Annotated in this window: 15 protein-coding genes and 1 pseudogene; all 16 read left to right on the forward strand. The window is 25.1% G+C overall.

Annotated features, from left to right (window positions below):
* The first annotated feature begins 364 nt into the window (after positions 1-364).
* The 16 genes and pseudogenes from AACK81_RS03210 (at position 365) to AACK81_RS03290 (ending at position 14953) form a co-directional block, all read left to right on the forward strand.
* Positions 365-655, forward strand: a complete 291-nt coding sequence (locus tag AACK81_RS03210) for a lipoate protein ligase C-terminal domain-containing protein (protein ID WP_338963030.1) — start codon at positions 365-367, stop codon at positions 653-655.
* A gap of 58 nt (positions 656-713) precedes the next feature.
* On the forward strand, positions 714-1355 hold the full coding sequence (locus tag AACK81_RS03215; RefSeq protein ID WP_338962593.1) for a hypothetical protein: 642 nt from the start codon (positions 714-716) through the stop codon (positions 1353-1355).
* 119 nt (positions 1356-1474) lie between these two features.
* A complete protein-coding gene (locus tag AACK81_RS03220) occupies positions 1475-1894 on the forward strand; it encodes an ATP-binding cassette domain-containing protein (RefSeq protein ID WP_338962595.1) in 420 nt (139 codons plus the stop codon).
* Positions 1876-2178 (forward strand): hypothetical protein, encoded by a 303-nt coding sequence (locus AACK81_RS03225; RefSeq protein WP_338962598.1) that lies wholly within the window; start codon positions 1876-1878, stop codon positions 2176-2178. The genes AACK81_RS03220 and AACK81_RS03225 overlap by 19 nt, the downstream gene beginning before the upstream one ends.
* Positions 2159-3037 (forward strand): hypothetical protein, encoded by an 879-nt coding sequence (locus AACK81_RS03230; protein ID WP_338962599.1) that lies wholly within the window; start codon positions 2159-2161, stop codon positions 3035-3037. Before AACK81_RS03225 ends, AACK81_RS03230 begins: the two co-directional genes overlap by 20 nt.
* A gap of 6 nt (positions 3038-3043) precedes the next feature.
* Positions 3044-4180: an endo-beta-N-acetylglucosaminidase gene (locus AACK81_RS03235; RefSeq protein ID WP_338962601.1), complete on the forward strand. Its 1137-nt coding sequence runs from the start codon at positions 3044-3046 to the stop codon at positions 4178-4180.
* A gap of 153 nt (positions 4181-4333) precedes the next feature.
* Positions 4334-5614, forward strand: a complete 1281-nt coding sequence (locus tag AACK81_RS03240; protein ID WP_338962603.1) for a hypothetical protein — start codon at positions 4334-4336, stop codon at positions 5612-5614.
* A 128-nt stretch (positions 5615-5742) separates the two neighbouring features.
* Positions 5743-6591 carry a hypothetical protein gene (locus tag AACK81_RS03245; RefSeq protein WP_338962606.1) on the forward strand — a complete coding sequence of 283 codons (849 nt, stop codon included), beginning with the start codon at positions 5743-5745 and terminating at the stop codon, positions 6589-6591.
* 249 nt (positions 6592-6840) lie between these two features.
* On the forward strand, positions 6841-7905 hold the full coding sequence (locus tag AACK81_RS03250) for an alpha/beta hydrolase (RefSeq protein WP_338962608.1): 1065 nt from the start codon (positions 6841-6843) through the stop codon (positions 7903-7905).
* A gap of 74 nt (positions 7906-7979) precedes the next feature.
* On the forward strand, positions 7980-8315 hold the full coding sequence (locus AACK81_RS03255; protein WP_338962610.1) for a hypothetical protein: 336 nt from the start codon (positions 7980-7982) through the stop codon (positions 8313-8315).
* 37 nt (positions 8316-8352) lie between these two features.
* Complete coding sequence (locus tag AACK81_RS03260) at positions 8353-9390, forward strand: lipoate--protein ligase (RefSeq protein WP_338962612.1); 1038 nt, start codon at positions 8353-8355, stop codon at positions 9388-9390.
* Between the two features lies 1 nt (position 9391).
* Positions 9392-10588: pseudogene (locus AACK81_RS03265) on the forward strand (NADH-dependent flavin oxidoreductase).
* A gap of 29 nt (positions 10589-10617) precedes the next feature.
* Positions 10618-11058, forward strand: a complete 441-nt coding sequence (msrB, locus tag AACK81_RS03275) for a peptide-methionine (R)-S-oxide reductase MsrB (RefSeq protein ID WP_338962616.1) — start codon at positions 10618-10620, stop codon at positions 11056-11058.
* A 362-nt stretch (positions 11059-11420) separates the two neighbouring features.
* Complete coding sequence (locus AACK81_RS03280) at positions 11421-12578, forward strand: thiamine pyrophosphate-dependent enzyme (protein WP_338962618.1); 1158 nt, start codon at positions 11421-11423, stop codon at positions 12576-12578.
* A gap of 2 nt (positions 12579-12580) precedes the next feature.
* Complete coding sequence (locus tag AACK81_RS03285) at positions 12581-13621, forward strand: alpha-ketoacid dehydrogenase subunit beta (protein WP_338962620.1); 1041 nt, start codon at positions 12581-12583, stop codon at positions 13619-13621.
* 30 nt (positions 13622-13651) lie between these two features.
* Positions 13652-14953 (forward strand): dihydrolipoamide acetyltransferase family protein, encoded by a 1302-nt coding sequence (locus AACK81_RS03290; RefSeq protein WP_338962622.1) that lies wholly within the window; start codon positions 13652-13654, stop codon positions 14951-14953.

Genomic DNA, 14953 nt, shown 5'->3' on the forward strand with positions numbered 1-14953 from the left:
TTAATTTTATAATAAATTCCTAAACCAGTAGCGGTGCCAATGGTAATAAGTCCTAATGCAATAGCATAAGTTTTTCAATTTTTGTAAAATTGTTTTTTTCTTTTTTTTCATTAGTTAAAGTAAGATCTTTGTTAATTATTTCAGTCATTATTCCTCTTTTTCTTTCAATCTTTTTCATAAAAAAATAATTATATTATTTAATATTTGCAAGTATTATAAAATTGCATAATAAATATTATAACAATTATTCAGTTTTAATGTAAACTATTCGTTTAAAATAGAAATAGAAAGCATAAATCTTTCTTATGTTTTTTTTATTTAAAGTAATATGTAAGTATTTTAATAAAACCATAGATAAATTAATATTTATTCAGTTTATGGTAAATCTCCAGATTTTGATTTAAAGCATAAAACACTTTTTCCTAGTAAAGGAACTATTCACGTTTGAATGAATGTTAAGGCAGGAATTATTGAAAATATTAAAATATATGGTGATTTCCTAGGCTCAACAGGTACTACTAGTTTAGAAAAAAAACTAGAAAAACAAAAATATAATTTAGCAACTATTACTAATATCATTGAAAATGCTAATATTAATGAAATTTTTGGTGAAAATTTTCTTGTTGAAGAAATCATAAAAAGTATAATAAAATAATGAATAAAATTCTTATTTATGATATCCTTACTCTTATAACTAATATTAAAGAGGAAATATGAAGAAATATTTATGGATTTTATTTATAATGTTTATTTTTATAACACCAATTAGCAATGTTATTACATTTTTAGTAAATAATAGTTTTGATCAAACAAATAGTATAAATGATATTCTTTATCCAACACGCGGTTGACCAAAAAAAGATAGAAATCAATTAAATGTTTGACAATTTTTATATCAAGATGCTATTGATAAAGTAGGTAAAACTAATGATGATATTGTTAATGGTTTTAATAATTTTTATCTTGCTGAATTTGATAAATACCGTGATTCAGCAAGTAAAAATGCTGGTAAACCTGGCTATGATGAAATTGGTATACCAACAGCAGATATTAATGATTATATTAATAATAAAATTATTCATTCACAATCAATGCAAATATACATGGCCTTAACATTGCGAACATATTTTATTGAGTTTACTATTAATAAAATTAATGATCCAAGTAGTAATTATATTAATGCAAATGAATATTTAAACTTATGAGTTATGAAGTATTTTGAAGCTGGTTTTTATTTTCAATGAGTAAAAATTTGAATTCAAGATTTAGGTAGAACAATTGAAAAATCAATTGTTATTGATTTTTATACTTTTGATAAATATGTGGAACGAAATAACAAAGGTGAATATATGTAAAATAAACCACCCATTGCCAATACAGTAAAGCTACTATTAATTTTGGATTCTGATATGAAAAAAATGTTTAATCAATTATATGAAGAAATTTTAAATAATAATTTACAAGGAAAATAAAAATGATTATTCTAGAAAATATAAGTAAAAATTATGGTAAAAATCAGGTTTTAAAAAATATTAATTTAGAGATACCTGCTTCACAATCACTTGCTATTTTAGGTGCTAATGGTTCTGGTAAAACTACTTTGGTTGAAATTATTTCACAAGTTTTAAAACCAACATCAGGTAAAGTATTATTTCTTGATGATGTTGGTAAAAAGGTTAGTCGGAAAATTGGTGTTCAATTTCAAGAAGGTTATTGACCGGTTGGTACACGAATTATTGATTTAAAACAATTTTATAAAAATAAAAAATATATTAAAAGTGAAGAAGGCAAAGGATTAATTGATGTTTTTGAGTTAAATGATATTTTGAAAAAAGAAATTTCTTTACTTTCGGGTGGTCAAAGACAAAGATTTAATTGTTTTTATCAATTTTAAATGATCCTGAAATTTTAATTTTAGATGAGTTAGTTACTGGTTTAGATTTAAAAATGCAAATTAAACTTGTTAATTTTATTAAGTCATGAAAAGAAATTAAAAAAATTAATTTATTAATTGTTTCACACACACCAGAAGAAGTTGAATTACTTTGTGATCGGGTAGTAATTTTAAAAAATGGTGAAATTTATCAAGACCAAAGTATTGATGCAATTATAAAAAAATATGGTAGTTTACGTAAAATGATGGTGGAGTATTATCAAAATGAAGTTAATGGTAACTAAAGAATTATTCAAACAAAGTACTGTTTCTAAATTTTCAAGACTTTTTTCTTTAATTTCAAAAGTAATTTTTGTAAATCCTAGAACTTACATTTTTGTATTTTTATTAGGTTTTTTAATTTCTGCATTATCATCATGATTATGAAATAATTATAGTTACTATCAAATTTTACCTTCCATTTTGTTAAATTTTTTATCAATATCAGTTTTTATTTCATCTTTTTATTTAGGAATATTTATGATTGAGTGGCGAAAGAAAAACTTTTTAAAAAGAATAAAAATAATTGGTATTAATGAATATTATATTATTTTAACAATTTTTTTATCAAATTTAATAATGGTATCATTATCAGTAATTATTAATATTATTTGTTATAATATTTATTCTTTAATTTCAATATTTAATTTTCATCTAAATTTGCTTTCTAATATTAGATGATTTATTTGAATTTTCTATATATTTGCTATAATATTATTAACATTTTTTTTAACAGTTGCTAACATATTTATTACAACATTTTTCCCTAAGTTTAATTTATCATTTGTAATGCTTGTTGTTTTTACCATATTTTTCATTATTTTTTCGGATGTTTTAATTCAACCAACAGTAACTAACAATAATTTAATATTTATTATTATTGGTTATTTGTGTCCAACTAAATATTTTATTTGGTTTAATATGTTGATTACTTCATATCAATTTTTAGGTCCACTAGGAATAAGTCAAATTATTCAAAATTATAATGAAATATCATTTGTTGTTTTTACTAGTATTTGGCAAACATTAATTGGAATCTTGATATTTACTATGTTGTTTTCTTATTTATCAAAAAGATTTTTTAATTGAGGAATGAAAGGATAAAAAATAATGAAAAAAAAATTATTACTTTTTGGTGTTTTTAGTTTAATTTCTGCTCCTGCTAGTTTAGTAGTTGCTTGTAATATTGGTAGTTTAGATGGTAGTGATTATTTAAATGGTTTACCAAATTTTGACTGAACAAATTCAGATTATGGAGATGGTATTAATTTTGATAATACTAACTCGCAAAATATTATTAATAATATTGGTAATATTAATGATTTGGGAAATGTTAAACCAAGCAATACTGGTCATTATTTAAATTATTCAAAATTTAATACTGGTTTTCAATGAACACAAAACATTAAAAAACAAGCAGTGACTGGCGTTCCTTTGAATAAAGGTTTTATGCCTAATGGTAATTATGCTTCTGATTTTGGTATAACTTCTTCAGCTCGAAAATATTTAAGAATGAATTCAATTTTAGATTGGAATCCACAAAAAGACTATGATGCAAAGTATAATCGAGCAACAGTACCTTTACAGAAACGTCAATTTGTAGCAACATACAACTCAAGTAACCAAGATGAGAATATTAATTATAATCAACTAGGATTTTCAACACGAAAACATCGTACTTTTGATAATACAATAGTGGGGACAAAAAATCCATTTGAAAATACACCATTAAATTGACAATATACTAATTATTTTATTAATTGATCAGGTTCTTGATTTGAAGGGCCAATTGTTCCACCACCAGCTGATGTTATTGATAGTGCACACATTAATGGAACACCAATATTTGGTAATCTTTTTCTTGATGGATATCATGGTTTAACAAAAGAAATGTTAAAAGATTTTCTTAGCAAAAATAGTGATGGTACTTATAAAATAGTTGATATTTTAATTAATATTGCTAATTATAATGGCTTTGATGGTTGATTTATTAATAATGAACCAAACGGCGCTGCTCCCAATGGTACAGTTTTAGATTATAATGTTATGGCCGAAATTATTAAAGAATTTAATTATAAAGTAGCTACTGCTAGTGATCCAAATATTCAAGCATTAAAAATAATTTTTTATCGTAATGGTGCTACAGTTTCAAAAGGTGTTAGTGGATATAATGATATAGAAACATTAAAAATGGCAGATAGTGGTTATCGTAAAACTAATGGTGAAGTTACACCAACTGATATTTAATTAACTTTTGGTGAAACACCAGATAAAACAACATCATTTTTAACAGATTATCCAAATTATAGTGGTAAAAATTTAAATACTATTCTTGATGCTGGAGCTAATGCCCAATTTTTTGGAAGTTATGATTTTCGACAATTAGGGTATGCAAAAACAATGATTGCTGGTAAACCTCAATATAATAAAAATGTGTATACTGGAATTTCTGATTTTTTAGATAATGGTGCTGGAACATTTGGATCGTATGCTTATAATTGAGCTAAAAATCATAATGTTAATGGTACTAGAGTTTATTTATTTGCGACACAAACAACAAATTTATTTAATAATATTCAATTTTCAGGAACAAATACTTTTATTAGAAATAATAATATTGGTATGCAAGCAAATAATAATGCAAATGATTATCAAGGTTGAAATGCAAGTGATAATTATCAAGAGGCAGCATTTATATCGGATCCTAGAATAAAAACTGCAGTTACTAAAGGAAAACCAAATCTATTTGTTAAAGATACTATTTATAATTATTTAACTAATAATGGTTATAACTCATCAAGTTATGGCATTGGTGATTTAGTTAAAGAACGAACTACTTTATTTGATGATAATCAAATTTTAAATAAGAAAACTAATTTTTCAATGGGTAGTGGTATTAAATTTGTTAATCATGATCAAAATGGTAATAGTATTGTTGCTAATGATTATCCATGAACAAATCGTAGATTAACTGATATTTTACCAACTTATCAATGAAAAATTTATGATGATGCTCATCCAGAACAACCATTAGATATCTCTAAAATTTCTGGTTTTTATGATTATGATCAAGTGTATGAAAAAGGAAATTCAATTGCTATTGGTTCGGGTTTTAATGAAGAAGGTGGTATAATTAATGGCGATTGAAATACAAGTAAAGTTTATGATTGAGATATTATGGGAACTAATTTAATTAAAAATGACCATCAGATCAGTTTTATTTATAATACTAATGGTGATAATAATGCTAAAGTTAATTTTTTAGTTACTATTACTGATCAAAAATCGTTAATAGCAAACCGTCAAACTTTTTCACCAAATAATGAAGAAGAGTTACAAGGTGGTTGAGTTAAAATTACTTTGGATTTAAAGAAAATTGGTGGTATTAATACTTTTAATCGTATTTTTAAATTAGGATTACAAATTAAAGCAACTAATAATAATTTTAAGTTTAATGTTGGTGAATTTGAAATAAATAGGCCAACAACTAATAATCAAATCAAAGAAAATACAGTAATTTTAAATCCAAAATCAGAATACGTAATTAATCGAACAGTTAATAATCAAATATTATACAATGCTCGTTTTCAATGAGATGCTGTTAATATTGAAAATTTAAGTTATTATGCTATTTATTATTTTGATGAAAAAAAATGATATCGTGTTGGCGAAACTAATTAAAACTATTATTTTTAAAAAATTTAAAATCTATTCATAATCAGTTAAAATTAATGATTAAACCAGTTTATAACAATAATGTTATTGCTCAACAATCATTTGTGTTTAATATAGAAATTTAAAGGTGAAATATGAAAAATAAAAATAGTATAGTAATTTTTAGTCATTGTATAAGTTATATGTTTAAAACAATTTTAAAAACATTTAGAACTTATATTTACTTTTTAATAATGCCCGTTATTTTACTTAGTTTAGTTTATTTTTTAACATCACAGTCAATTATTAAATATAATCGTTATATTATAGTTTCTAGTTATATTTTATTACCAATATTATTTAATATTTTTTTAATTGGTCATCTTATTTGTCAATGACGGGAATCAGTTTTTTTAAAACAATTACACAATTTTGGTATCAATAAGATTGCATTTATTTTAAGTTTATTAATTGTTATTTTTGTTATTTCTTTTTGTACAGTATTTATATTGCTTGGATATTTATTTTTTCTTGATCAGTTACAAGGAACTAATATCATGACAGTATGAATATTAGCAATGAAAACTTTTTCACAATGATTTGGTCTTATATTTAGTATTAGTCTAAATATTATTGTTATTTTTTTCTTGGCTTTATTAATTTCTGGTTCTATAAAAAATCTTTATATAATTCAAACAATTAATATAATTATTTTTTTAACTTCTATTTTATTTGGTGACTTTTTTATTGATATGACATATACAATTTCAACACCAACCATTATTATTGGATATTTTGTACCACAAAAATATATAACTTGAATTAATTTTATTTTTTATAGTCAAAGTGATAAGAATTATTATAATTTTTTTCAGATTGTTCTTTCAGTTGATTATAAACTATCATTCACCAATATTTATCAACCAGTATTTTCTTGCCTAACATTTATTAGTTTGTTTGCTGTTGGATCATATTTTTCTTTTTTACATGGTACTAGAAAATAAGCAATTAAACAAAATATATTCTTATTTTTTAAAAATATAATAAGTTTATTTAAATATTGAATAATATATTATTTTTATAATTAAAAAAAGAAAAATTATAAAATTTAAAAATAGATCTTGAAAAAAAATATTTTTTAAGGAAAATTAGATTGTAATAAAAAAAGGATATGGTACATAAGAAATAAAACTAGTTATTTTTTAATCAAATATGGATTTGATACAAATTTGTTAGATAGGAGAGACTGGGAAATGAAGGTAATAAATGATTCTGTTAGTGACGAAATTTTAATGAATGGTTATCAAAAATTTTGTTATTCTTTTAGCAAAATTTTATTAGTTATTTTATTATTTCCTTTTGTTTATTTTTATTCAAAAAAATATCAAAAACAATTTTTTAAATTTTGTTTTACTTATCAAAAAGAAGGAAATGTTAAAATTAATGATGATCAATTAGTTGATATTAATAGTTTTGATTATCATTATTATGATTGTAAGATTAAAGAACTTAATAAATATGGTTATCCAATTGATTGAAAAAAAGAAAATTATCAAGAATTTGTTATTAAAAATAATAATAATGAAGATATTAGTTGTTTAACTGTTATTCAAAAAAATAAAAGCAAGAAATGAGTTATTGGTTTTCATGGTTGAACTGAAAATAAATATTTAGCTTTAAGGTTAGTGTCTTGATTTTATCAAGAAGGATATAATATTTTAACATTTGATAGTGTTGCTCATGGTAAAACTTATGGTCAATATAGTGATACTGGTCTTACTTGTGCGCAAGATGTTAATTGTTTAATTAATTGATTAAAGACTAATTATCAAGTTGAAACAATTGGTTTAATTGGTAATAGTATGGGTGCATCAACAATTAATTATTATTTGTTGAATTATGCACCAATCAGTTCAATTAATTGAGCAATTACTGATTGTGGATTCTCTAATTTACTTGTTCAATTTCGTTACGTTATGCAATATCGTTATAAAAAACCTTGATGATTAATTAGTAATGGTATATCTAAAAGATATCAAAAATTTACAAATACAAATATTTTAGAATATGATTTATTAAAAAAACTAAAAACAGGATTTAAAGTTCCTACCTTATTAATTCATGGTAAAAAAGATGATTTTGTCCCATTTTTCATGTCAAATGTTATTCATAATTTTCAAATTAAAGGTAATAATAAAAATTATAATTATTTATTTTTAGAAAATATTGGTCATGTTGAAACTTTGCCAAATGCTCATCAAACTTATATTAATGAGATAAAAAATTTTATTAATAAATATGAAATGAATAATAATTAGATAGAGTTAAGAAAAGTTATTATAGTCTTAATTTATTCATTGAACATTTCTTATTTTATTTTAGGGGGTAAAAAATGAAAAAAAATGCAAATTGTTTAATAATAGAAAAAAAAGATAATATATACATAATTAGTCCTACACCCAAATTACAAGATGATATGGGTATGGCGTGTTATGTTAAATATAATACAGAAAATGATGTAGTTAATAAAAATGATTTAGTATTAACAGTAGAGGCTTCAAAAGCTATTTTGCATGCGTGCAGTCCACTAACAGGAAAGGTTTTGGAATATAATCAAAGAGCAATTGAAAATCCAACTCTTTTCAATTCAAAAAAGTCTAAAGATAATTGAATTTTGAAATTAACAGATGTAGTTGAAAAAGAATTTTTAGAACTTGAAGATAATTAAAATTGATTTACAAACTTAATAAAATTGGAGGAATATTATGATTTTAATTGAACCTATAAGAAATGGTAAATATATCAAAGATGGAGCTTATGCTTTAGCGATTCAAGTATGAGCACTACATAATTTAAAAGTAAAAAACAAAACGATAATATTTCCTTTTATTTGTGATCCTCATATTCAATTGGGATATTTTCAAAATCCAGAGGTTGAAGTTAATAAAGAATATTTGGATAAAAATAATATTCCAGTTGTTCGTCGTGATACTGGAGGAGGAGCTATTTTTATTGATTCAAATTCAGTAAATTTTTGTTTTTTAATTCCATTAAATTCTAATACTAATTCGATTTATGCTAATTACCAAGAGTTCTATAAGCCAATTATAAAAGTGCTTAAAGATATGGGGATTAAAAATATCATGCAAAGTGGAAAAAATGATTTGACAATTAATAGTAAAAAAGTTTCTGGAGCAGCTATGTTAAAAGAAGAAAATATTATTTATGGTGGTTATTCATTACTTTATGATATTGATTTGGATGCTATGATCTTGGCACTTAAACCAAGTCGTAAAAAAATTGAATCAAAAGGAATTAAATCAATTAATCAAAGAGTAGATAAATTAAAAAATCACCTTAATGAACAATTCAAAAAATTAACTATTTTTGAGTTTAAAGATGAAATTATTAAACGATTGATGAATGTAGAAAAAATAGCAGATGTTGAACGATACGTTTTATCAAATGAGCAATGACTAGAAATTGACAAGTTAGTTGATCAAAAGTATAAGAATTGAGAATGGGTTTATGGTTTAAGTCCCCGCTATCAATATAATCGTGAAGCACGTTTAGAAATTGGAACAATGAATATTTCATTAATAATTGATAATGGTAAAATTAAAAGTTGCAAAATTAGTGGTGATTTTTTTGTTACAAAAGATTTAACTATTTTTGAGAAAGGTCTTGAAGGTACTAAAATGATTAAACAAGATTTAAAAATAAAATTACAAGAATTGGATATTTCTTCATATTTTTTTAAGAAAATAGATAATGACCAATTGTTAGAATTAATTTTGAGTTAACATGAATAAAAAATATTCTAAATTATTTTCACCAATCAAAATTTAAAATTTTGTTTTTGATAATCGGTTTGTGCTTTCACCAATTACCTTAAATGTTTCTAGTTATGATGGTTTTGCTAGTAAAGAAGATATTGATTATGCTCTTAAAAGAGCTCATAGTGCATACTTAGCGATATCTAGTGCTGCTTATATTAATTTAGAGGGACAAATTTTTGAATTTGGTTTTTCTGTTGCTAATGACGAACATATTGATTCATTAAAACAAGTTGCTAATGCTATGAAATCAAAAGGTGCAAAAGCTATTTTACAGTTAGCACATTCAGGTCGTTTTTCTATAATTAGTTTAAATCGTTTAGGTTATGTAGTTGGACCTTCTAAACAATCTTTTATGTATCCTTTTCCACATGAAGTTCAAGAACTGAGTATTAAGCAAATCAAAGAATTAATTAAAGATTATCAAAAAGCTACCTTAAGGGCTATTGAAGCTGGTTTTGATGGTGTCGAAATTTCTTCAGCACAAAAACTTTTAATTCAAGCTTTTTTTTCAGTAATTAGTAATCAAAGAAATGACATTTATGGTAATCAAAATTTAGAAAATCGTTCACGTTTGGGATTAGAAATTTTACAAGCAGTAAGAGAAACAATTGATAAGCACGCTAGTGAAAATTTTATTTTAGGATATCGAGCTACAGCTGAAGAAACTAGAGGTCAAGAAATAGGTTATCCAATTGAAGATTTTTTACAATTCATGGATCAAGTATTAATAAACATTAAAATTGATTATTTAGCACTAGCCAGTTGGGGAAGAAATATATATAAATATAAAGTTCAATCTCAGGGGAAATATTTTAATCAATTAGTGAATAAAGTTGTTTATCAACACATTAATTAACGTATTCCTGTTATTGTGAGTGGTGGTATAAATAGTTCTGATAAATGTTTAGAAGCCTTAGAATATGGGGATATGATAGGATTATCTTCTGTTTTTGTAGCCGAACCTGATTTTGTTAGAAAAATAAAAACTATGCAAATTGATAAAATTAATTTACATATTACTGAAAAAGATATTGAAAAATTAGCTATTCCTAAAGCTGCTTTTAAGGAAATGGTTAAACTTATGGATTATGGTGAAAGTTTACCTAAAGATACTAGGGATGAGTTAAGAAAGTTAGAAAATAATTATTCAACTAAAAATTAATATTTTATTTAGAAAAAGGTAATAAAAATATGAAACAAAAATGAAAAATTAAAACTATTAATGAGTTAACTACTTTACAATATGAGGTCATTATAAAATCAGTAACGGAACTTCCTTTTAAAAATAAATATTGAGATAATAAGGAAAAGGGAATTTATGTCGATATTTTATCAGGTGAACCATTATTTGCATCATCAGATAAATGTAATTTTGGTCATGGCTGACCAAGTTTTACAAGACCAATCAGTGAAATAGTTATCCTTAAAAAGGAAGATAACACTAATCTAATGTTGCAGCGTACTGAAGTACGTTCTAAAAAAACTGATATTCATTTAGGGCATGTTTTTAAGGATGGTCCACAAAAAGAAGGCGGTTTACGCTATTGTATTAATTCAGCAGCTTTACGTTTTATTCCATTATCAGAAATGATTACAGAAGGATATGAAGAATATTTATCTTACATTAAATAAAAATATTTTTATTGTATATTTATTATCTTGATAATGTTTTATGATTATAAATTTTATTATAAAGTCCTAATTTTATTAGGACTTTATGTTGTAAAAAAATAAATAAACAACGATATTATTATTTGAATTATTTTTTTATTTTGTTTATTGTTAGAATATATTTTTCATTTTTACATGATAATAGGAAATAAAAAAATATGATATTAATAAAACGGGAGATAAATTAATATTTTAGTACAAATTATCTTGAACCAACAATTATTAGTAGTATAATGAAAAGGTATGTTCATTCATTATTTTAAAAATTAGTATAATTAAAAGTGTAACTGCAATTAGCTAAAATATTTAGGAGGAAAATTTAAATGTGAGTTGAGAAATTTGATAATCCCCAAAAAGAAATTTTTCAAATATTAAATGAAAAAGGAGTAATTAATCCTAATTTTGTTGATTATTTAAAAAAATTTGATAGTAAGGTTTTATTAAAAGCATATGAAAACATGTGTTTTTCACGAATACAAGAACAAATGCAAATGGAATTAAACTATGAAAAAGATGAAAAAGGACAAGTTAAATTAGTAAATGGAATTCCAAAAGTAATCGGAAAAGTTATTAACTTTTTATCTTCAAAAGGTCAAGAAGGTGTTGAAGTTGCTTATGCTAGTTGTTTACGACCAGGTATTGATTGATTAGTACCAGCCTATCGTAATAATGCAGCATGAATTACTGCTGGATATCCAGTTGAAAAAGTAATTCAATATTGATTAGGAAATGAAATGGGAAGTCAAATGCCGAAAGGTGTTAATATTTTACCAGTTAATATTCCAATTGCTACTCAATATTCACATGCAACAGGTATTGCTTTTGCTGAAAAATATAAAAAAGATAAAGGAATTGTTATTACTACGATTGGTGATGGTGGTACTTCTGAAGGTGAGTTTTCTGAAGCAATTAATTTTGCTGCTATCCATAAATTAGCTGTTGTTTTCTTTGTTGAAAATAATCAGTGGTCATTAGATACACCAACTGCTAAAGCAACAATGAGTTCAACTTTTGCACAAAAAGGAACAGCATTTGGCGTACCTAATATTCGTGTTGATGGTAATGATTTTTTTGCTGTTTATTATGCTACACAAGAAGCAATTGAAAGAGCAAAAAAAGGTAATGGTCCTTCATTAATTGAAGCTGTTACTTATCGTCAAAATGCGCATTCTGCTTTTGATATTAAAAAAGATTATTTTTCTGCTGAAGATTATAAAATTGAACAAGAATGATTAAAAAAAGATCCAATTGATCGTATTAGAGAATATTTAAAATCAATTAAACTTTGAGATGATAACAAACAAGCAGAATTAGATAAACAAATTACTAAAAAGGTTAATGATGCAATTACTTGAGCATTAAAAAATGAAAATGTTTCAATTGATGAAATATTTGATTATACATATGAAAAATTAACACCACAATTAATAGAACAAAAAGCAGAAGCAAAAGCTTTCTTCAATGAAGGAGAGAAAAAATAATTATGAAAAGAAATAATGTGCAAGCTATTACTTTAGCCTTAGAATTAGCAATGAAAAAAAATCCTAATGTTGTTGTTTATGGTGAAGATGCCGGTAATGTTGGTGGTGTTTTTCGAGCAACTAAAGGTTTACAAGCAAAATTTGGCGTTAATCGTTGTTTTGATGCACCAATTGCTGAAGCAGTTATTGCTGGTAGTGCAGTTGGAATGGCAATTAATGGTTTAAATCCAATTATTGAAATGCAATTTTCAGGATTTGCTTTCCCTGCTTTTCAACAATTGTTATGTCATGCTGCACGAATGAGAAATCGTTCTCGTGGTAGATTCACTTGTTCAATGGTAGTACGTATGCCTTCATATGATTGAAATAATGGTAATAATGGTGCTTTGGAGCATCATTCAGAAGCAATTGAAGCTTTATTTTGTCATATTCCAGGTTTAAAAGTAGTTATGACTTCAAAACCTAATGATACTAAAAAATTATTATTGGCAGCAATTGAAAGTCCAGATCCTGTTATTGTTTTAGAATGTTTAGGAACTTATTTCAATAGTTATACTAGCAATAATTATACATATGATGTTAGAGAAGAAGTTAGTGATGCTTATGAAGTGGCTGTTCTTGGTAAAGCTAAAGTTCTTAAAGAGTATAAGTCTGAAGAAAAACCTGATTTAACGATTGTAACTTATGGTTCAAAAGTTTATGATTGTGAAGCTGCTGTTAAAATTTTAGAAGAAAAAGAAAATTTTAAAATTGAATTAATTGATTTACAAACATTACAACCATGAGATGAAGAAACAGTTGTTAATTCTGTTAAAAAAACAGGAAGATTATTAGTTGTTTCAGAAGCGGTTCGTTCATTTTCAGTTGCTTCAGAAATTATTACCGTTGTTAATGAAAAGTGTTTTGAATATTTAGAATGTCCTCCAACAAGATTAACAGGTTATGATATTACTGTTCCACTGTCTAAAGGTGAAAAATGATTTATAATTAGTCCAGATAAAATTATGGAAAAAGTTAAACTAATGATGAATTATCCAGTTTAGTTAGTTGTTTAAAGAAAGGAAAGTGAAAAGATGGAATTGAAGTTTAAAGATATGGATGGAATCGATGAAGTTACTGTAACTCAAATTCATGTTAAAGTTGGAGATAATGTAAAAAAAGGTGATAATGTTGTTGATATTGAAGCAGATAAAGTTTCAGATAGTATTAAAGCCGAAGCGGATGGTAAAGTTTCTAAGATTCTTGTTAAAGAAGGAGATAGTATTAAATCAGGTGCTGTTATTGTTGAGTTTGGTGGAACGATTAGTGATAATAAAAGTCCTTCATCAACAAATTCTTGACCAAAATCTGAATCAGTTGCTAGTACATCTACAGTATCACCAGTTGAATTACCAAAACAAAATGTGCAACCTATTCAACAAACGGGTAAAGTATTAGCAACACCATTAGCACGTAGAATGGCTCGTGACTTAGGTGTTGATATGGGAACAATTAAAGGAACTGGTCCTCGTGGTAGAATTTTAAAAGATGATTTATTAAATGCCAAGAATGGTGGTACAATAACTAGTACTACTGCATCAACAACACCTATTAATTCAATATCTTCAGTTTCTGCTACAACTATTAGTTCACAAGGTATTAATGTTACTAAAATCGAAAGTTTTGGTAATGTTGAACATTTACCATTATCAGGAATTCGTAAGGCTGTTGCTAATCAAATGTCATTATCAGTTTATACAGCACCACATGTTAGTTTAATGATTAATGTTGATGCTGAAAACTTAGTACAATTACGTGCAACTTTAAAAGAACCAGCGGAAAAAGATCCAGATGGTAGTGCTAAATTAACATTTATGCCATTCTTTGTAAAGGCTGTTGCTAAAGCGTTAAAAGAAGAACGATTTAAATTACTTAATTCAACTTTGAACATGGCTAATAATGAAATTCTTGTTAAAAAATATTATAACATTGGTATGGCAGCTGATACTGAAAAGGGTTTAGTAGTTCCTGTTATTAAAAATGCTGATCAACTTTCATTATTTGAAATAGCAAGACAAGTTAATTCATTAGGTGATAAAGCTCGTAAGGGGCTATTAAAAGGTGATGAAATGCAAGGTGGATCATTTACTATTACTAATTTTGGTTCAGCAGGAATTGAAATGGGAACACCAGTTATTAATTATCCAGAGGTAGCAATTTTGGGTCTAGGGATGATGCAAAAAAAACTAATTATTGCTGATGGTAAAATTGTTGAACATAAGTTCTTTCCATTATCACTTTCAATTGATCATCGTGTTATTGATGGTGCACCTGCTGCTTATTTCCTTTCTCGACTTAAAGAGTTATTAGAAAATCCAACATTAATTTTAGCTTAA

The sequence above is a fragment of the Spiroplasma endosymbiont of Lasioglossum villosulum genome (genome assembly GCF_964020195.1).
GTDB lineage: Bacteria > Bacillota_I > Bacilli_A > Mycoplasmatales > VBWQ01 > Spiroplasma_E > Spiroplasma_E ixodetis_A.